An 18,817-nucleotide genomic window follows, 5' to 3' on the forward strand; every position below is an offset into this window, starting at 1 on the left:
AAACCTTGCGGCTTTTTTAGGGAGGCTCTATTGCATTACCCGGCTCAAAACCGCGCCGATCTGAAATGAAGGCCCAAGAAATGAAATATGTAAGCACGCGTGGGGAAGCGCCGGTCCTGGGGTTCAGCGATGCATTGCTCGCCGGTCTCGCCCGGGATGGCGGTCTCTATCTGCCGCAGGATTATCCCCAATTTTCGCCAGAACAGATCCGCGCGTTACGCGGAAAATCCTATGTGGATATTGCGCTGGCCGTGCTCACACCATTTGTCGACGGGGAAATTCCGCATTCGGATTTCCGTCGCATGGTACATGAAGCCTACGGTACTTTCCGCCACGACGCGGTCTGTCCGCTGGTGCAGACTGGCGCAAATGAATTCGTGGTTGAACTCTTCCATGGTCCGACGCTCGCCTTCAAGGACGTCGCCATGCAGCTTCTCGCCCGCATGATGGATTATGTGCTGGCGCAGCGCGGCGAACGTGCAACTATCGTCGGCGCCACATCGGGCGATACGGGCGGCGCAGCGATTGAAGCCTTCGGCGGTCGCGACAATACCGATATCTTTATCCTGTTCCCGAACGGTCGCGTATCGCCGGTGCAGCAGCGCCAGATGACATCGTCCGGCTTCTCCAACGTTCATGCGCTTTCCATCGAAGGTAATTTCGACGATTGCCAGAATCTTGTGAAAGGCATGTTCAACGACCTTCAGTTCCGTGATGCGCTGTCGCTTTCGGGTGTAAACTCGATCAACTGGGCGCGCATCATGCCGCAGGTCGTCTATTACTTTACGGCGGCGCTGAGCCTTGGCGCGCCGGATCGCGCTGTATCTTTCACCGTACCAACGGGCAATTTCGGCGATATTTTCGCAGGCTACGTCGCCAAGCGCATGGGTCTCCCCATCGACCAGCTGATTATCGCCACCAATGATAACGACATTCTCTCACGCACGCTGGAAACCGGCGCGTATGAAATGCGCGGCGTTGCACAGACGACATCGCCTTCGATGGACATCCAGATTTCCTCGAACTTCGAGCGCCTCCTGTTCGAAGCACATGGACGCGATGCAGCAGCACTGCGCGGCCTGATGGACAGCCTGAAGCAGTCGGGAGGCTTTTCGATCTCCGAAAAGCCTCTTTCGGCGATCCGTAGCGAATTCTCGGCAAGCCGTTCGACGGTCGACGAGACCGCAGAGACGATCAAATCCGTGCTTGAGGCGGACGGCTATCTGCTTGATCCGCATTCGGCAATCGGCGTGAAGGTCGCTCGCGAAAATGTGTCCGATGCTGCACCGATGGTTGTTCTTGCAACCGCGCATCCGGCCAAATTCCCCGATGCCGTAAAGGCTGCCAGTGGTGTCGAGCCGCAGCTTCCAGCATGGCTTTCGGACTTGATGCAACGAAAAGAAAGCTTCACAGTTCTTCACAACGACCTGAAAATCGTGGAAGAATACGTTCGCCGCCATTCGAGAGCTTAAAAAGACCGGCTCCGAGACGAGAACCAGAGCGGGAATGCAGGGAGCAGTTTGCTTATGGGTGTTGAAGTAACGCGTCTTTCCAATGGATTGACGATAGCCACCGATACAATGTCCCACGTGGAAAGCGTGGCGCTTGGAATCTGGGTCAAGGCCGGTGCGCGAAACGAAGCTGCCGACAGGCATGGCATTGCTCATCTTCTCGAGCATATGGCATTCAAGGGAACCGAAAACCGCACTGCCTGGCAAATAGCATCAGATATTGAAAATGTCGGCGGCGAGATAAATGCTGCCACCAGCGTCGAGACCACATCCTATTATGCGCGTGTTCTGCGCAATGACGTGCCGCTGGCTATCGACATTCTCTCTGATATCCTGACCGCATCCAAATTCGATGAAGCTGAACTGGAACGCGAGAAACAGGTCATCATGCAGGAAATCGGCGCGGCGCACGACACGCCCGACGATATCGTTTTCGACCGTTTCACGGAAACAGCCTATCGCCACCAGCCGATCGGGCGCGCCATTCTCGGCGAACCTGAGACGGTGATGTCTTTCACCTCCGCCGATCTGCGCCAGTATATGGATGAACAATACAGCGCCGACCGCATGGTCGTGACGGCTGCGGGCGGTGTCGATCACGATGCGTTCGTGAAGGAAGTCGAAAAACGCCTCGGCGGTTTCCGCGCCCACAATACAGCGCCGACCCTTGATCTTGCTCACTATGTTGGCGGTGATTTCCGTGAAAATCGCGAACTCATGGATGCACAGGTTCTGATCGGCTTCGAAGGCCGTGCCTACCATGTCCGCGATTTCTATGCCTCGCAGCTCCTGTCGATGGTGCTCGGCGGCGGCATGTCTTCGCGTCTTTTCCAGGAGGTGCGCGAGAAGCGCGGTCTCTGCTATTCGGTTTATGCCTTCCATTGGGGCTTTTCAGATACTGGCTTGTTCGGCATTCATGCCGCAACGGGTCGCGATGAGCTGGTCGAACTGGTTCCCGTCCTGATCGATGAACTGCATAAGGCGGCCGACTCCATAAGCCTGGAAGAAGTGGACCGCGCACGCGCTCAGTATCGTGCAAGCCTTCTCATGTCACAGGAAAGCGCTGCAAGTCGCGCAGGACAGATGGCACGCCAGTTCCTTCTCTATGGTCGTCCTGTCGAGAACAGCGAGTTGATGGACCGCCTCTCTCTGATTACGCCTGAACGGCTGACCGATCTGGCCGGGCGCCTGTTCCTTGACAGCAAGCCCACTATCGCCGGTGTCGGCCCTATTGGACGCCTGATGAGCTTCGACGGGCTATCGGACGCCCTGTCGACCAGCGCACATGCGAGGAAAATCGCTGTATAATTAAGGCAATAGGGCATTAGGGGAGTAGGGCAGTATGTTTAGCTCGGCGAATACGTCCACCCTTCCCTACTGCCTTACTGACTTACTGCCATATTGCCTTATCCCGTCATGATCGGCCTGCCCTTCCGTAGAAGCAATCCGACCGTTCTGCGTGGGCAGCGCATTTATCTGCGCGAGCCGATGATGAGTGATTTTGCGAGTTGGGCCAGCCTGCGGGAACAAAGCCGTGCCTTTCTTGCGCCTTGGGAGCCGACCTGGCCCGACGACGACCTCACCAAGAGCGCCTTTCGTCATCGAATGCGACGTTTTCAGGATGAAATCTCCGCTGGGACTGGCTACCCGTTTTTCGTGTTCCGCAATAGCGACAACAAGCTCGTCGGCGGCATTACGCTCGGCAATATCCGGCGTGGCGTCGGCCAGAACGGCATGATCGGTTACTGGAGTGGTGCCCCATATGCCGGCAAAGGCTATATGACCGAAGCCCTATCGCTGGTTATCCCCTTCGCATTCGACCAACTCCGGTTGCACCGGATTGAAGCAGCCTGTATCCCTCATAACGAGCGTTCGATACGGCTTCTCGAAAAAGCCGGATTTGAGAGAGAAGGACTGCTGCGTTCCTATCTCAAGATAAACGGCTTCTGGCAGGATCACCTGCTTTTTGCCCTTATAGAAAGCGACAAACGTATGACGGATAGCCGCATGATCAATGGCAAGGTTGGACGCTCGTGACGGGTTTTGCGGATAAATGGTTTGTTGCTGGTGCGCAGTTTCTTGCGCTCATGATTTTTCTGACCGTTTCGGTCATTCAGGCATCGGCCATTGAACCGATCAAGATTTCCAAGGAAGATACTGCCCTCGACCTGTCTCGCGCAGTCGAACTTCTGCGCAACAAGGGCGAGAGCGTGCAGGTGTCGACCGCACCAGGGCCCGATGGCATTGTCCGCCGCATCGAAGTGCAGGCCGATCAGAACAGCAAGGCATCCGGCGACTGGGCCGCTTTCTCGATTGCAAATCCCACCGACGAGCAGATCGACCGTCTGATTGTCGCTCCACATTTCCGTCTTGTCGGCTCCGGCGTCATCTGGCCTGATCTTGGTTCGCCGCGCATTGCATCGATCACGCCGAGCGAGGGCTTCGCGCTCGACCGCCAGCCAAGTGCCGATGCAGACGTTTTCCGCATTACGCTCAACCCGGGCAGCGTTGTCACCTTCGTGGCCGAACTGTCTTCGCACAACCTGCCCCAGCTTTATCTGTGGGAGCCGGAAGCCTATAAGGATGCTGTTAATTCCTACACGCTCTATCGCGGCATTCTGCTGGGTATTTCCGGCCTGCTGGCGTTGTTTCTGACTATCCTTTTCGTCGTCAAGGGCACTTCGCTGTTTCCTGCTACTGCCGCACTTGCGTGGGCGGTTCTGGCCTATATCTGCGTCGATTTCGGCTTCTGGAACAAGCTGATGGAGATTACGCCGGGCAATGAGCAAATCTGGCGCGCGGGCACCGAAGTGGCACTTGCCGCCTCGCTTGTGATTTTCCTGTTCACCTATCTCAATCTCAACCGCTGGCACGATCATTTCAGCTATGGCGCGGTGACATGGGTGCTGGGTCTACTGGCACTTGCAGGGGTTGCCGTCTTCGATCCGCCCGTAGCTTCCGGTATTGCGCGTATTTCGCTGGCGCTTACCGTTGTGTCCGGTGTCGCCATTATCGGCTATCTGGCGGTCAAAGGGTATGATCGCGCCGTCATGCTGATACCAGCCTGGCTCCTTACCCTCATATGGTTGCTGGGTGCCTGGATGACGGTTTCAGGCAGGCTCGATAATGATATCGTGCAGCCTGCCCTTGGCGGCGGTCTTGTCCTGATCGTTCTTCTGATCGGCTTTACCGTCATGCAGCACGCCTTTGCTGGCGGAGCGCTGCAACAGGGCCTTCTGTCCGACATGGAGCGACAAGCTCTCGCCGTCATCGGTGCAGGGGACATTGTTTGGGATTGGGACGTACCGCGTGATCGTGTTGTGACCACACCGGACATCGCCAATTATCTTGGCAATACGGCCAACAGCCTGCAAGGCCCGGTGCGCAACTGGCTTCCCGCCATGCATGCCGATGACCGCGACCGCTTCCGCTCGACACTTGATGCCATTCTGGAAAACCGGCGCGGGCGCATCGGCCAGATTTTCCGGCTCCGTGCCAATGACGGCCACTATCACTGGTATGCGCTGCGGGCGCGCCCCGTCATCGGTTCGGATGGCGAAGTGGTGCGTTGCGTTGGTACGCTGGTCAATGTGACGGAACAGAAAAAGGCCGAAGAACGCTTGTTGCACGATGCAGTGCACGACAATCTGACCGGCCTTCCGAACCGTGAATTGTTCCTCGACCGTCTCAGCAATGTCATGAATATGGCCCGCGGGGAAAGCAACCTGCACCCGACGGTATTCATCATCGACATAGACCGCTTCAAACAGGTCAATGACAGCCTTGGCATGTCGGCAGGCGATACGATCCTCCTTACGATTTCACGCCGTCTGGCGCGCCTCATGAAGCCGCAGGATACACTCTCACGTCTGTCTTCCGACCAGTTCGGGCTGCTGCTCGCGTCTGAAAGCGATCCGGGACGCATCGCCTCATTCGCCGAAGCTCTGCGTCAGGCCGTGCGCGCACCGATTGCCTATGCAAAGCGCGAAATCGTTCTGACGTCATCCGTCGGCCTGATTACCTGGACGAAAACGGCGACAACCGCTGAAGATTTCGTGAAGGACGCCGAGCTTGCCATGTATCAGGCCAAGCGTTTTGGCGGCGATCGCATTGAACCATTCCGTCCGGCATTCAGAGCCATTGGTAGCGACAAGCTCCAGCTTGAGTCCGATCTGCGTCGTGCGCTTGAACGGGACGAAATCAGCCTCGTCTACCAACCCATCGTCAAGCTTGATGAAGGTACGATTGCCGGTTTCGAAGCGCTCATGCGCTGGGAACATCCGCGGCGCGGCGCAATTTCGCCTTCGGAGTTTATTCCAATTGCGGAAAATTCCGGTCTTATCATTCAACTTGGTCTGTTTGCGATGCAAAGGGCTGCGGAAGACCTGTTCGCGTGGCAGGAACTGTTCCCAAAACTTGAGCTTTTCGTTTCAGTCAATCTTTCATCCACGCAACTCATCCGTCAGGACCTCATCAATGATGTCCGTTCAGTGCTCTCCCGTATTCATCTCAATCCGGGCAGCCTCAAGCTTGAACTGACGGAATCCGTTCTCATGGAAAATCCGGAACAATCCACGCATGTCCTGGCCCGGCTTAAAGCGATGGGCATAGGCTTGTCGCTTGACGATTTCGGGACGGGCTATTCCTCACTGGCATATCTCACGCGCTTCCCGTTCGACATCATCAAGATCGACCGGTCGTTCGTGAAGGGCGACCAGCCGCAGAAAGCCACCTTGCTGCGCTCGATTGTGAGCATGGCGCATGATCTGGGCCTTGCTGTCGTGACCGAAGGTGTGGAGAGCGAAAGCGATGCGCTTCAGCTTCGCCAGATGGGTTGTGAATATGTGCAGAGCTTTATGTTCGGCCAGCCGACGAGCCGGGACGAAGCAACCCGCATGATCCGCGAACAATTGGATGCTGCGGCGGCTTGATTAGGGCAGTAGGGCAGTAGGGCAGTAGGGCAGTAGGGCAGTAGGGCAGTGAAGTATGTTCGGAGCGGACATTCGCAATCAAAACATATTCCCCTATTTCCCCTACATCAAGCATGCCCCGCATCAGAGACAAGCCTGGACATATCGATGCCCATATGGAGCATCAGGCGCGAATATTTGCCCTCGATATCGCTATCGAACAGCATATCGAGTGGTGCGTCGCAGGTCAGCCAGCCATTCTCTGCAAGTTCCGCTTCGATCTGGCCCGGCGCCCAACCGGAATAACCAAGGGCCATCAAGGCTCGTGACGGTCCCCTGCCCCCATAAATGGCACGCAGAATATCGACCGTTGCGGTGAGGCAGACATCCTCTGAAACCGGCATGGTGGAATCGACCATATAATCGTCGGTATGCAGCACAAACCCGCGGGTACGGTCGACGGGGCCGCCATTGCGCACCATCATATGTTGCGCACGGTCCGGCAGAATAATCAGTTCATCCTCATCAATAACCCCGATCTGACGCAGGAGGTCAGGAAATTCGACCGGCTGAAGCTGATTGATGATGAAACCCATCGCGCCTTCATCAGAGTGTGCGCAGATATAAACCACCGACCGGGCAAAACGCTCGTCGCTCATTCCGGGCATGGCAAGCAGGAATTGCCCGTTTAGAAACCCCTGCTCTTTATTCGGCGTCTTGAGAATGGTCATGAATATGAAGGTAGCAAGACTGCGTAAAATAACAATGGTCATTTATTTCGAGCCTCGCATTCGAAGCGAAACCCAGCTCGCACAACCGGACGGAACACCGCCATACAAGCAACGAGTTTGTGCCCAACGATCCCGATAATATTGGACTTGAAGCGACCATCTTTTCGTTCCATCTTTTGCCCATGGACATCCGAACTTTAGCCATCGCCCCGCTTTTGTTGGCCTCACTGGCACTACCAGCATTGGCCTCGACCTCCGAGTGGACCGAGACGCCCGGCGGGCGTGTGCGTGTCATTATTGAAGACAACGGCCCGAACGATGCGGCCAGTGGCGAACGGCGCGGTGCCTTGCAGATCGAGTTGCAGCCCGGCTGGAAAACCTATTGGCGTAATCCCGGCGATGCAGGCGTTCCACCGCAGATCAATATCGAGGGAAATGCAAAAGCACAGATCGATTTCCCGGCACCCGTCCGGTTTGGCGGCGATGATGAAGGCGGCATCGGATATAAACATCCCGTTTCGCTGCCAATCGTGTTTCACTTGGCGTCCGCCGACACACGGCTAAAGGGCCATGTTTTTCTCGGGGTCTGCGAGAAAATCTGCGTTCCGGTGCAGGCAAATTTTGACTTCCCCCTCAACGAAGACGGACAACAGGCTTCGCCACAAGCGATAGCTGCGCGAACGATCATTGAGACCGCTTTCGACCGGCTCCCGACACCGGCAACTTCGACATTCGGCATAAGCAATGTGAAACGGGAAGGAGACAAGGCCGTCTTCGACCTCACTGTTCCCGATTCTGTGACCCCTGCGGAACTGTTCGTTGCCAGCGACAAGATCAGGCTTTCCGACGTCGTTGCAGTTGAAAGCGGCCAGACCGGGCATCGTTTTTCCGTCCAGATGCATGGAAAGGCCGACAAACCGGTTATCGACTATACCATCGTGCAAAATGGAAAAGCCGTATCCGGTCAGGTGACCCTGGATTAGCCCCTTCCTGCTTTTATCCGTGTTTTGAAATTGTCCGACGACCTGTTATCGGTTTAACTGTGTCGCCCGTGCTTCGCGGTGCGATTAGCGTTTGACAATAGGCAGCGGAGCAGACGGCCCCCTGCCCCGAGGAGAAATTAGATGACGATCAAAGTTGGCGACAAGCTGCCTGCAGCGACTTTCAAGGTGAAGACCGCAGACGGCGTCAAGGAAATGACGACCGACGAAGTCTTCAAGGGCAAGAAGGTCGTTCTCTTTGCCGTTCCAGGCGCCTTTACGCCGACCTGCAGCCTCAATCACCTGCCGGGCTATCTCGATAATCGCGACGCGATCCTCGCCAAGGGTGTCGACCAGATTGCTGTGGTTGCGGTAAACGACGCCTTCGTCATGGGCGCATGGGCGCAGAGCACGGGCGGCGAAGGCAAGATCCTCTATCTGGCTGATGGTTCAGCAGCTTTCACCAAGGCTGCAGGCCTTGAGCTCGACGCCACTGCTGGCGGCCTCGGCATTCGTTCCAAGCGTTATTCGGCAATTGTGGACGACGGTGTCGTCAAGACTCTCAACATCGAAGAACAGGCCGGACAGGCGGTTACATCGGCTGCGTCGGGTATTCTCGAACAGCTTTGATCTAGAGCATTTCCAGCAAAAGTGCGAAGCGCCTTCGCGGGGAAACTAGCCCACTGGACTGATTTCTTACCCCGCTTCGATGCGTAGGATATGCGTAGAAACAAATGGTTAGAGCGTTTCCAACAATTTCATTGAAACGGGAAGCGCTCTAACAAAAAGGGCGGCAATGCCGCCCTTTTCCATGCGAGCTTATTGCACTTTCAATGATTTATGGCCGCCATATTTGAACGGTTCCATGCCCTCCCGGGCAAGTTCATCGGCGCGTTCATTTTCCGGGTGTCCGGCGTGGCCCTTGACCCAATGCCAGTTGACCTTGTGCGGTTTGCGCGCTTCATCGAGCGCCTGCCACAGTTCGGCATTCTTGACCGGCTTCTTGGCAGCGGTCTTCCAACCGTTGCGCTTCCAGCCATCGATCCAGCCGGAAATGCCATCACGCACATAGACTGAGTCCGTATAGAGATCGACTTCGCACGGTTCTTTGAGTGCCGAAAGCGCAGAGATAGCCGCCATCAACTCCATGCGGTTGTTGGTCGTGTCGGCTTCGCCGCCCTTCAGTTCCTTGACATTGCCGTTCCAGCGCAGAATTGCGCCCCAGCCACCGGGACCAGGATTGCCGGAGCAGGCACCATCCGTAAAAGCCTCAATCCGCTTCACGCAGCCGCTCCCTGCTGCTCCAGCCCATATTCGGCAGCAGTTTCAATCTGGCGATGGAAACGCATCTTGCGCACATATTCCATTGGGTCTTTCTTGACCACGAAACTGCCTTCCGGGACGTTGAGCCAGTCGTAAAGCCGGGTAAGCATGAAACGGATGGCAGCCCCACGCGCCAGAACCGGCAGCGCATCGGCCTCAGCCGCAGACAGCGGACGAACCGAGGTGTAGCCGCGCAGAAGCGCCGCTCCCTTGGTGCGATTGTAGGAGAAATCCTTCTCAAAGCACCATGCGTTCAGGCAGACGGCGACATCGTAGGCAAGAATGTCCGTGCAGGCGAAATAGAAATCGATAAAGCCCGAAAGCCTGTAGCCGAGGAAGAAGACATTATCCGGAAAGAGATCGGCATGGATCACGCCCTGCGGCAGATCGGCGGGCCAGTTCTTTTCAAGAAAGGCAAGGTCGGCTTCCGCCTCGCGGACGAGACCCGGCTCCACCGTATCCGCGCGTGCACGCGACAGGTTCCACAGCGGGCGCCAGTCAGAAAGCGTCAGGCCATTGCGGCGGCGCAGCGAAAAATCAGCGCCCGCCAGATGCATATGTGCCAGCCCCTCACCGACAGCTTCGCAATGCTCCGCCGTCGGGCGGCGCATCCACATGCCCTCAAGGAAAGTGACGATTGCGGCGGGCCGTCCGGCAAGTTCACCGATTGTCGTACCGTCGCGACGAACCACCGGCTGCGGGCATTCAAGGCCACGGCTGGCCAGATGCTGCATCAGGCCGAGAAAAAACGGCAGGTCTTCGCGATTGGTGCGCTTCTCATAAAGCGTCAGGATGAAGGAACCTGAAGAGGTGTGCAGAAGATAGTTGGAGTTCTCCACTCCTTCCGCGATGCCTTTGTAAGATGTCAGTGTGCCGATATCGTACTGCTGCAGGAAAACGCCAAGTTCGATTTCATTGATATCCGTATAGACGGCCATGCCGCTTATTTCCCTTGTATGATCTTGGGCATCAATTTCGGAATACCGACCACCCGGTGTTCCCCGTTGACGAATGCCATATCCTGCACCGTCAGTTCCACATCGCGAATCTCGCGATTCACAAGGAAGTTCTCGGTTTCGACCGTCGTTTCGGCCAGCTCGATCTTCACGTTGAAGCGTGCCTTGAAGGCATCGATGATTTCATCAACGATGATTTCAGGTGCCGACGCCCCAGCCGACAGGCCTACTACCGATATATCCTCTATGCGATCCCATTCGATATCAGCCGCGCGCTGAACCAGCATCGACATTCGCGCGCCAGCCTTCTCCGCCACTTCGACCAGACGCTTGGAATTGGAAGAATTCGGTGCACCGACGATCAGGAACAGATCACATCCTGGAGCGGCAGATCGCACCGCATCTTGCCGATTGGTCGTGGCATAGCAGATCGATTCCGCAGCCGGAGCCGAAAGGTTCGGAAAGCGCGCCTGCAATTCCTCAATGATACCGGCCGTGTCATCCACCGAAAGCGTCGTCTGCGTCACGAAGCCGAGGTTGTTCTCATCATCGAAATGGCAGTTACGCGCATCCTCAACGGTTTCGATCAGCGTCACCGCGCCATCCGGTAATTGCCCCATGGTGCCGATCACTTCAGGATGGCCGGAATGACCTATCAGAATAACATGGCGACCGAGGCGCTGATGACGCATGGCCTGCTTGTGCACCTTGGAAACAAGGGGGCAGGTTGCATCGAGATAAAACAGATTCTTGGCTTCCGCATCCGCAGGCACGGACTTCGGCACACCGTGCGCAGAAAACACGACTGGCTGATCGCGGTGCGCTGCGGGGATCTCGTCCAGTTCTTCGACAAAAATCGCGCCACGGGACTGCAAACCCTCGACCACATAGCGGTTGTGCACGATCTCATGGCGAACATAGACCGGCGCGCCGTATTTCTTCAGCGCCAGCACGACAATCTGGATCGCCCGGTCCACTCCGGCACAAAAGCCGCGCGGGCCGCAAAGGCGGATTTCCAGTGTTGGTCGCTGATCGGTCATGAAGCGTGCTCGCAAGGTTTGGCGTGGCTTTAAACTCAAGCGCTTTGCGCTTTCAGTTTTTGTTCTCACGCATGTCTTTTTTCCCAAAACCGAGGCCCAGTTTTGGAAGACATGCTTTAATCTCGGAGTTGGGCTGCAACGAGACCGTTGTCAAGCCCTCACCCCTTTCGATAGCGCCACAACCACGTCCCGACAACCCCTATCAGGGCCAGAGCGAGGCCATACCATGTCGCCGCGTATTGCAGATGGTTGTTGGGAAAATCGATAATCGTCACACCACCGATAGGTAAACCGCCCGGATTGGGCTTGTTGTCGGAATCAATGAAGAACGGCACGAGCTCATCCAGATTTGGCAGATCGGCGCTTTCCGCCATCGCCGTCCAGTCCTTCCAGTAGAAGATGTTCTTGGCAACATCATTCTCGGGAAGGAAGAAACCCGGCTTCGCCGACAAGGGATCGCGCGCCAGCCCAGTCACGCTCACCGGACCGTCTATCTGCCCTTCGGCGCGCGTTGACGGGTCCTTCTTCTCGTAAGGAACGAAGCCGCGATTAACCAGCACGAAACGCCCGTCCTCAAGCATCAATGGGGTATAGACATTATATCCGGCTGCTCCCTCATAGGTGGCCAGAAAATGCCGTTCGCCCTGATGCATAAAAGTGCCCGACACTGTCACCGGACGATATTCGACCGACCCCTCCTCCTTGTAGATTTTCTCCATTTCGGAAAGCGGCAGCGGCGGCTCGTGAATGCGCTGTTCGGTCGATGCGATCAGCGCTTCCTTCCATTGCAGGCGTTCCACCTGCCAGGTGCCGAGCGCCAGCAGAATGACGAGCGCTATGGCAGAAGCGATCAACACACCCCAGGGAAAACGACGCGACTGCTGTGCTGCCGTCATTGGCCGTCATCCTGTCGATTGTCCAGACGCCCCTGCGCGGCCTTATGACGATATTGCATGTTGATAAGGATACCCTTGGCCCATCGCATGGCCACAAGACTGAGAATGATCGCTAGCGGCACCCAAAGAATGAAATGCACCCAGAGCGGGGGCCCGAAATTCACTTCCATCCAGAGCGCAAGACCGACAACAATGAAACCGATAATCAAAATGACGAACGCCGCGGGACCATCGCCGGAATCGGCAAAAGAATAATCCAGTCCGCAGGCTTTGCAGCGCGGAGCGACTTTCAGGAAACCGTCGAACAGCTTACCCTCACCGCAACGCGGGCAATGTCCAGCAATACCGCTCTTTATTGGATCGACGGGAGGGTAAATATTATGATCCGGCATTGCACGTCCCTTTTCATCATCTCTTCACAAACAAAAGGCGGCCATGTTGCCAGGGCCGCCTCGAAACTTGTGACTGCTAGCTATCAGCCACCGTGCATCGGTGCGCCCCAACCACCCCATACATAGATGGCGAAGAAGAGGAACAGCCAAACCACGTCAACGAAGTGCCAATACCAGGCAGCGGCTTCGAAACCGAAATGCTGCTTTGGCGTGAAGTCACCGCCGATGGCGCGGATAAGGCAGACCAGCAGGAAGATCGTGCCGATGATGACGTGGAAACCGTGGAAACCAGTCGCCATGAAGAAGGTTGCGCCGTAGATCGAGTCCTTGAAGGCAAACGGTGCGTGAATGTACTCATAGGCCTGCACGAAGGAGAACAGGACGCCGAGAGCGACGGTGATCGCCAGACCGGTGATCATGCCCTTGCGATCATTGTGCAACAGCGCATGGTGCGCCCAGGTCAGCGTCGTGCCCGACAGAAGCAGGATCACGGTATTGTAGAGCGGCAGGTGCAGAGGATCGAGCACCTCAATGCCCTTTGGAGGCCAGACACCGCCCGTGAATGTGGCGCGCGCTACCTGATGCACTTCATTCGGGAAAAGGCTTGCGTCAAAAAACGCCCAGAACCAAGCCACGAAGAACATGACTTCCGAGGCGATGAACATGATCATGCCGTAGCGCAGATGCAGCGACACGACGCGGGTATGGTGACCCTCATGCCCTTCCTTGATCGTATCTGACCACCAGCCATACATGCAGTAGAGCACGATCGCGAGGCCGATGAAGAAAATCCAGGGCGTCACAACGTTGAGACCGAAGAACGGCAGCTCACCGGCATTGATGTAACGCATCCAGGCAATACCACCAACGGCAAGCACGAATGCACCCACCGAGCTCAGAAACGGCCAAGGACTGGGCGCGATGATATGATAGTCGTGATTTTTCTGATGAACGTCGGCCATGTCTCTCCCCGTAAATCCCCTTAGGGGCTCCTCTCTCGTACCTTCCTGCTTAAACCGCTAATACGGTTTCTAGCAAGTCTGTCTGTAACAAGCGGTATTTCTTATCAGAATAAAACCGCCTCATTGTTTTGTCTTTGCGGCATTATGCGCCGTTAGGCATCAGCTTCCGTTTGTCGATGTCTCCGCCTTGGCATTTGCAACAGGCTTCGGCTTCTCAATCGGAAAGAACGTGTAGGACAGCGTGATCGTCTTGACGTCCTTCAGATCTGGATCGTTGACGATCTCCGGATCGACAAAGAACACCACCGGCATTTCCATGTCCTCGCCTGGTTTCAAGGTCGTATCGGTGAAGCAGAAGCATTCAACCTTGTTAAAATAAGCCCCAGCCCGGCCCGGCGCGACGTTGAAGCTTGCGCGGCCATAGGTCGGCTGATCGAATAGGTTGCGTGCTTCATATTTAATCATCGTCGTTTCGCCGATACGAACCGTGACCTCACGCTGCACGGGCTTGAAATCCCATGGTAGCCCGTTGGCCGTATTCGCGTCGAAACGCACCTTGATCGTCTTGTCGAGAATCGTATCGGAATATTGTTCGACACGCTGTGTCGTGCCGCCATAGCCTGTTACCTGACAGAAAATACGGTATAGCGGCACAGAGGCATAGGCCGCACCGATCATGCAGACGAAGAAAGACAAGCAAGCGAAAGCAATCGTTGCGTTGGAACGTTGTTGCTTTTTCAGCTTTTGAGTCTTTTCCTGCTGATCCGCCATTCTTTCCTCCCAGATAAAATTTAGAGCGGCCGTACCAGAATGTTAGCGCCCAGCTTGGCAATCGTGCCGACGTAGACGAGCAGCACGAACAGAGCCAGCGCTATCGCCAGTCCCCAGGAACGATTGCGCTGCGCCCGCTTTTGCCGTTCCGTCGGAACGATCAGTTCCAGCTCGCTTTCCACTGGCTTCTGTACGGTTTTATCCATTAGAACACTCCAAAGGCGGCAAACGCCTTCATTACCAGTGCCTCGACAAGCAGTACTGCAAACAGACCCGACAGGTAGAGCAGCGAGAAGCGAAACAGCTTGCGGGCAGCAGCCAGCATTGCAGGCTGCGATCCGGCAGCCCACATTCGCCATGCGTAATAAACGAAAGTCAGTCCGAGCAGCGTCGAAACCGCGCCATAGACAGGGCCCGCGAAGCCGAGCACCCAAGGCAGAACACCGACCGGTGCCATGAGGATCGCATAGAACAACGCCTGACGCCGGGTCGAAAGTTCACCCTTGACGTTCGGCATCATCGGAATGCGCGCCGCTTCATAATCATTGGCTGAAAAGAGCGACAATGCCCAGAAATGCGGCGGCGTCCACAGGAAGATAATCATGAACAGGACGACGCTATCCCATGTGATTTCGCCGGTCGCTGCTGCCCAACCGATCATCGGAGGGAATGCACCAGCCGCGCCGCCGATAACGATATTCTGCGGCGTCGAACGCTTCAGCCACATCGTATAGACGACAGCGTAGAAGAAAATCGTAAAGGCAAGTAGCGCTGCCGCCAGCCAGTTAACCATCAGACCAAGTGTAACAACCGAGAAGGCCGACAGTGTCAAACCGAAAGCCAGAACCTGATTGGGTGCAATGACGCCAGCCGGGATAGGCCGGTTTCGCGTGCGCTTCATAACGGCATCAATATCGGCGTCGTACCACATGTTCAGCGCGCCGGACGCACCCGCACCTACCGCGATGCACAGGATGCTGATAGCAGCGAGTACAGGATTCATATGTCCCGGCGCGACCACGAGACCGACCAGCCCGGTGAAGACCACAAGGGACATCACGCGGGGTTTCAAAAGAACAAGGTAATCCCGCGCGGTCGCTTCAGAGAGAACGAGCGCATCATCGGTACCTGCGTTTTTTTCCACCAGAGACATTTTAACTTCAAAAACCTCAAGTTCATCGGTCCGAACACCACGCCCCTACAGCGCGGATCGGCACAATCACAACAACGTCCTCCCGGAAACCGTTCTGTTCCCGCCGGAAATGCCGCGCTTGATGGCCGACTTTTCGTCTACCGGCGACGGGCGGAACAGAATGCCGCCCGCCATAGCACATTTTGTAAAGAAGGGCGAAGTCTTTTCCGGACTCCGCCCATCGCACAATTACTTGATGCGTGGCAGCTGTTCCCACTGGTGGAACGGCGGCGGCGATGAGAGCTGCCATTCCAGCGTGGTTGCGCCTTCACCCCACGGGTTTGCACCGGCTTCACGCTTCTTCGCGAATGCCTCGAAGACATTGTAGAGGAAGATCAAGACAGCAAAGCCCGAAATGTAGGAGCCGTAGGACGACACCATGTTCCAGCCTGCATAGGCATCCGGATAGTCGATGTAACGGCGCGGCATGCCAGCAAGACCAAGGAAGTGCTGCGGGAAGAAAACCAGGTTCACGCCAACGAAGGTTACCCAGAAGTGCAGCTTCGCCGTGAACTCATTGTACATGTAGCCGCTCATCTTCGGGAACCAATAGTACCAGCCCGCGAAGATCGCAAACACCGCCCCCAGCGACAGAACGTAATGGAAGTGCGCCACAACGTAGTAGGTGTCGTGCAGTGCACGGTCGAGACCGGCATTGGCAAGCTGCACGCCCGTCACGCCACCAACCGTAAACAGGAAGATGAAGCCGATTGCCCACAACATCGGTGCGCGGAAGGTGATCGAACCACCCCACATCGTCGCGATCCACGAGAAGATCTTGATCCCTGTGGGAACCGCGATGACCATCGTCGCGAACACGAAGTAACGCTGCGTATCGAGCGACAGGCCGACCGTATACATGTGGTGAGCCCAGACGACGAAGCCGACGACACCAATCGCGACCATAGCGTAAGCCATGCCGAGGTAACCAAAGATCGGCTTGCGCGAGAAGGTCGATACGATGTGGCTGACAATGCCGAAGCCCGGCAGGATCAGAATGTACACTTCCGGGTGCCCGAAGAACCAGAAAAGATGCTGGTAAAGGATCGGATCACCACCGCCATCCGGGGTGAAGAAAGTCGTTCCGAAGTTACGATCGGTCAGCAGCATGGTGATGCCGCCTGCCAGAACCGGCAGCGAAAGCAGAAGCAAGAACGCTGTCACCAGCACAGCCCAGGCAAAGAGCGGCATCTTGTGCAGCGTCATGCCCGGCGCGCGCATGTTCAGGATCGTCGTAATGAAATTGATCGCGCCGAGGATCGACGACGCACCCGAAATGTGGATTGCCAGAATGGCAAAGTCCACAGCTGGTCCGGGCTGACCTGAGGTCGACAGAGGCGGATACAGCGTCCAACCGCCGCCAGGCCCCCAGCCACCGGGCGCCGAAGGCATGAACAGCGAGATCATCAGCAGCAACAGTGCAGGCGGCAGAAGCCAGAACGAAATATTGTTCATGCGCGGGAAAGCCATGTCCGGCGCGCCGATCATCAGCGGCACCATCCAGTTGGCAAAGCCACCGATCAGCGCCGGCATGACCATGAAAAAGATCATGACCAGAGCGTGCGCGGAGGTGAACACATTGAACATCTGCTTGCCGGCATCAAGCGCAGCATCGCCCTCAACACCGTAGACCATGGACGCCAGCCCATGGAAAATCTGAATGCCCGGCTCCTGGAGTTCGGCGCGCATCGCGATGGACAGTGCGCCGCCGATGATACCGGCGATGATTGCAAAAATCAGGTACAGGGTACCGATGTCTTTATGATTGGTCGAGTATACCCAACGAACCCAGCCGTGCGGCTTGTGGTCGTCGTGGGCACCATGCTCGTGAGCTGCTGTGCCAGCCATGGAATTCGCTCCCGTTTTTCAACAGTCTTGGCGTTTGGGATCAGAGACCCGCCGCAGCCACCTTATCGTTTGCGCCACTTTCAACAGCGGCCTGAAGTGCTTTGTTCGCGCCGTTCAGATCCGATCCCGCAGCGGCGATCCAGGTCTGATACTGCTCCTTCGAGACAACGCGCACGGCGATCGGCATGAAGCCATGATCCTTGCCGCAAAGCTCAGAGCACTGACCGTAATAAAGGCCTTCCTTGTCCGCCTTGAACCAGGCTTCGTTGATGCGACCCGGAACGGCATCCATCTTCACGCCGAAAGCCGGGATCGTCCACGAATGGATCACATCGGCAGCGGTGACGAGGAGGCGGACCGTTTCACCAACCGGAACCACGACTTCATTGTCGACGGCGAGAAGACGCGGATAACGCGCACGGTCCTCTTTTCCGGCAGCAGCGCGATCACTGTCCTTCAGCAGAAGGGCATCAAAGCTGACCGGATTATCGATCTGATATTCGTAACCCCAGTACCACTGGTAGCCCGTTGCCTTGACCGTCAGCGTCGGATCCTCAGGCGAATATTGCGCCGTCAGAAGCTGGAAAGACGGCACCGCCAGGAACAGAAGAATGATCACAGGCCCGATGGTCCAGATCACTTCAATAGCGGTATTATGGCTGGTTTTGGATGGTTCCGGGTTTGCACTCGCGCGAAAGCGAAACACGACCCAGAGCAACAAAAACAGAACCAGCAAGGTAATTGGAATGATGAACCAGAGCGTATAACGCTCAAACCAATGAATCTGCTCGGCAATTCCAGTCGCTGCGTCCTGAAATCTCCATTCCCAGGGACGGGGCTGATCCGCAAAAGCGGCACCAGTCGTCCACAGCACTGCAAGAGCACCGCCGAAGGCGCCCTTCGTTGTGGCAACAATCTTATCCACCAGAACTCTCTCCCTTTTCGCCCTTTCGAGCTGGACGCCGGACGCTAAAGACGGCCGCATCCCCCGTCGGCGTTCAAACCACACCTTAGCGCACACCGCAAGGAAGGCGAATATGTTCCTGTGCGGCATTTTTGCGCGCAGCCCGCATAGTGGAGGATAGACGTCTGCGTTGATTCAATGTGCGAGGGCCGCTGGTTCTCACCGTGAAAACTTGGGAAAACCGCACGAAACCCATAATGAAGCCATGATTTGACAAGACGTTTCTTTTAACGTGCCGCGTGACAATCGATGCAACAGACGGTATCACCGTTGCTATGATGGCCAAGACCGTTAAACGCCAATCACGGCGCTTTTCATGGCCAATGCAGCGCGTTAACGTC

The 18,817-nt window shown here is 56.3% G+C and carries 18 protein-coding genes; 6 read left to right on the forward strand and 12 right to left on the reverse strand.

Features of this window, described 5'->3' with window-relative positions; genetic code table 11:
- The first annotated feature begins 80 nt into the window (after positions 1-80).
- The 4 genes from thrC (at position 81) to pdeA (ending at position 6,442) form a co-directional block, all read left to right on the forward strand.
- Complete coding sequence (gene thrC, locus MKS82_RS07015) at positions 81-1,472, forward strand: threonine synthase (RefSeq protein ID WP_240578579.1); 1,392 nt, start codon at positions 81-83, stop codon at positions 1,470-1,472.
- Between the two features lie 54 nt (positions 1,473-1,526).
- Positions 1,527-2,819 carry a M16 family metallopeptidase gene (locus tag MKS82_RS07020; protein ID WP_176037224.1) on the forward strand — a complete coding sequence of 431 codons (1,293 nt, stop codon included), beginning with the start codon at positions 1,527-1,529 and terminating at the stop codon, positions 2,817-2,819.
- Between the two features lie 108 nt (positions 2,820-2,927).
- Positions 2,928-3,548 carry a GNAT family N-acetyltransferase gene (locus MKS82_RS07025; protein WP_109986189.1) on the forward strand — a complete coding sequence of 207 codons (621 nt, stop codon included), beginning with the start codon at positions 2,928-2,930 and terminating at the stop codon, positions 3,546-3,548.
- Positions 3,549-3,598: 50 nt separating this feature from the next.
- Positions 3,599-6,442 carry a phosphodiesterase PdeA gene (pdeA, locus tag MKS82_RS07030; protein ID WP_276313292.1) on the forward strand — a complete coding sequence of 948 codons (2,844 nt, stop codon included), beginning with the start codon at positions 3,599-3,601 and terminating at the stop codon, positions 6,440-6,442.
- A 107-nt stretch (positions 6,443-6,549) separates the two neighbouring features.
- On the opposite strand, the gene MKS82_RS07035 is transcribed toward pdeA, so the two are convergent.
- Positions 6,550-7,152, reverse strand: a complete 603-nt coding sequence (locus tag MKS82_RS07035; protein WP_109986279.1) for a YqgE/AlgH family protein — start codon at positions 7,150-7,152, stop codon at positions 6,550-6,552.
- 182 nt (positions 7,153-7,334) lie between these two features.
- On the opposite strand from MKS82_RS07035, the gene MKS82_RS07040 reads away from it, so the two are divergent.
- Together MKS82_RS07040 and MKS82_RS07045 are read left to right on the forward strand one after the other, a co-directional pair.
- On the forward strand, positions 7,335-8,135 hold the full coding sequence (locus MKS82_RS07040; protein ID WP_176037290.1) for a protein-disulfide reductase DsbD domain-containing protein: 801 nt from the start codon (positions 7,335-7,337) through the stop codon (positions 8,133-8,135).
- Between the two features lie 141 nt (positions 8,136-8,276).
- On the forward strand, positions 8,277-8,762 hold the full coding sequence (locus tag MKS82_RS07045; RefSeq protein ID WP_176037222.1) for a peroxiredoxin: 486 nt from the start codon (positions 8,277-8,279) through the stop codon (positions 8,760-8,762).
- Between the two features lie 189 nt (positions 8,763-8,951).
- Here the strand turns inward: MKS82_RS07045 and rnhA are convergent, their stop codons facing one another.
- From rnhA to coxB, 11 genes are all read right to left on the reverse strand, one after another.
- Complete coding sequence (rnhA, locus tag MKS82_RS07050; protein WP_176037221.1) at positions 8,952-9,416, reverse strand: ribonuclease HI; 465 nt, start codon at positions 9,414-9,416, stop codon at positions 8,952-8,954.
- Complete coding sequence (locus MKS82_RS07055; RefSeq protein WP_176037220.1) at positions 9,413-10,393, reverse strand: homoserine kinase; 981 nt, start codon at positions 10,391-10,393, stop codon at positions 9,413-9,415. The genes rnhA and MKS82_RS07055 overlap by 4 nt, the downstream gene beginning before the upstream one ends.
- A 5-nt stretch (positions 10,394-10,398) precedes the next feature.
- Positions 10,399-11,451: a 4-hydroxy-3-methylbut-2-enyl diphosphate reductase gene (gene ispH / locus MKS82_RS07060; RefSeq protein WP_176037219.1), complete on the reverse strand. Its 1,053-nt coding sequence runs from the start codon at positions 11,449-11,451 to the stop codon at positions 10,399-10,401.
- A 158-nt stretch (positions 11,452-11,609) separates the two neighbouring features.
- The gene (locus MKS82_RS07065) at positions 11,610-12,347 is read right to left on the reverse strand and encodes an SURF1 family protein (RefSeq protein ID WP_176037218.1); all 738 of its coding nucleotides are present in this window, start codon (positions 12,345-12,347) and stop codon (positions 11,610-11,612) included.
- On the reverse strand, positions 12,344-12,739 hold the full coding sequence (locus MKS82_RS07070) for a DUF983 domain-containing protein (protein ID WP_061345156.1): 396 nt from the start codon (positions 12,737-12,739) through the stop codon (positions 12,344-12,346). The genes MKS82_RS07065 and MKS82_RS07070 overlap by 4 nt, the downstream gene beginning before the upstream one ends.
- A gap of 83 nt (positions 12,740-12,822) precedes the next feature.
- Positions 12,823-13,701 (reverse strand): cytochrome c oxidase subunit 3, encoded by an 879-nt coding sequence (locus MKS82_RS07075; protein ID WP_109986180.1) that lies wholly within the window; start codon positions 13,699-13,701, stop codon positions 12,823-12,825.
- Positions 13,702-13,860: 159 nt separating this feature from the next.
- Positions 13,861-14,472: a cytochrome c oxidase assembly protein gene (locus MKS82_RS07080; protein WP_109986179.1), complete on the reverse strand. Its 612-nt coding sequence runs from the start codon at positions 14,470-14,472 to the stop codon at positions 13,861-13,863.
- Positions 14,473-14,492: 20 nt separating this feature from the next.
- Positions 14,493-14,678, reverse strand: coding sequence for a hypothetical protein (locus MKS82_RS07085; RefSeq protein ID WP_109986178.1), 186 nt, complete (start codon positions 14,676-14,678; stop codon positions 14,493-14,495).
- Complete coding sequence (locus tag MKS82_RS07090; RefSeq protein WP_109986177.1) at positions 14,678-15,625, reverse strand: heme o synthase; 948 nt, start codon at positions 15,623-15,625, stop codon at positions 14,678-14,680. Before MKS82_RS07090 ends, MKS82_RS07085 begins: the two co-directional genes overlap by 1 nt.
- Before the next feature lie 228 nt (positions 15,626-15,853).
- Positions 15,854-17,512 (reverse strand): cytochrome c oxidase subunit I, encoded by a 1,659-nt coding sequence (ctaD, locus tag MKS82_RS07095; RefSeq protein ID WP_061345151.1) that lies wholly within the window; start codon positions 17,510-17,512, stop codon positions 15,854-15,856.
- Positions 17,513-17,552: 40 nt separating this feature from the next.
- Positions 17,553-18,437, reverse strand: coding sequence for a cytochrome c oxidase subunit II (gene coxB / locus MKS82_RS07100; RefSeq protein WP_151677182.1), 885 nt, complete (start codon positions 18,435-18,437; stop codon positions 17,553-17,555).
- Positions 18,438-18,817: the final 380 nt, after the last annotated feature.

It is taken from the genome of Ochrobactrum sp. A-1 (assembly GCF_022488005.1).
In the GTDB taxonomy this organism is placed as follows: Bacteria; Pseudomonadota; Alphaproteobacteria; order Rhizobiales; family Rhizobiaceae; genus Brucella.

Bases quoted from the DNA above. Each gene is read 5' to 3' on its own strand.
- MKS82_RS07090 (WP_109986177.1), bottom strand. From the start codon at position 15,625: ATGTCTCTGGTGGAAAAAAACGCAGGTACCGATGATGCGCTCGTTCTC.
- MKS82_RS07080 (WP_109986179.1), bottom strand. From the start codon at position 14,472: ATGGCGGATCAGCAGGAAAAGACTCAAAAGCTGAAAAAGCAACAACGT.
- ctaD (WP_061345151.1), bottom strand. From the start codon at position 17,512: ATGGCTGGCACAGCAGCTCACGAGCATGGTGCCCACGACGACCACAAG.
- MKS82_RS07025 (WP_109986189.1), top strand. From the start codon at position 2,928: ATGATCGGCCTGCCCTTCCGTAGAAGCAATCCGACCGTTCTGCGTGGG.
- ispH (WP_176037219.1), bottom strand. From the start codon at position 11,451: ATGACCGATCAGCGACCAACACTGGAAATCCGCCTTTGCGGCCCGCGC.
- MKS82_RS07075 (WP_109986180.1), bottom strand. From the start codon at position 13,701: ATGGCCGACGTTCATCAGAAAAATCACGACTATCATATCATCGCGCCC.
- MKS82_RS07070 (WP_061345156.1), bottom strand. From the start codon at position 12,739: ATGCCGGATCATAATATTTACCCTCCCGTCGATCCAATAAAGAGCGGT.
- thrC (WP_240578579.1), top strand. From the start codon at position 81: ATGAAATATGTAAGCACGCGTGGGGAAGCGCCGGTCCTGGGGTTCAGC.
- MKS82_RS07020 (WP_176037224.1), top strand. From the start codon at position 1,527: ATGGGTGTTGAAGTAACGCGTCTTTCCAATGGATTGACGATAGCCACC.
- MKS82_RS07040 (WP_176037290.1), top strand. From the start codon at position 7,335: ATGGACATCCGAACTTTAGCCATCGCCCCGCTTTTGTTGGCCTCACTG.
- MKS82_RS07065 (WP_176037218.1), bottom strand. From the start codon at position 12,347: ATGACGGCAGCACAGCAGTCGCGTCGTTTTCCCTGGGGTGTGTTGATC.
- MKS82_RS07085 (WP_109986178.1), bottom strand. From the start codon at position 14,678: ATGGATAAAACCGTACAGAAGCCAGTGGAAAGCGAGCTGGAACTGATC.
- MKS82_RS07055 (WP_176037220.1), bottom strand. From the start codon at position 10,393: ATGGCCGTCTATACGGATATCAATGAAATCGAACTTGGCGTTTTCCTG.
- MKS82_RS07045 (WP_176037222.1), top strand. From the start codon at position 8,277: ATGACGATCAAAGTTGGCGACAAGCTGCCTGCAGCGACTTTCAAGGTG.
- MKS82_RS07035 (WP_109986279.1), bottom strand. From the start codon at position 7,152: ATGACCATTCTCAAGACGCCGAATAAAGAGCAGGGGTTTCTAAACGGG.
- pdeA (WP_276313292.1), top strand. From the start codon at position 3,599: ATGATTTTTCTGACCGTTTCGGTCATTCAGGCATCGGCCATTGAACCG.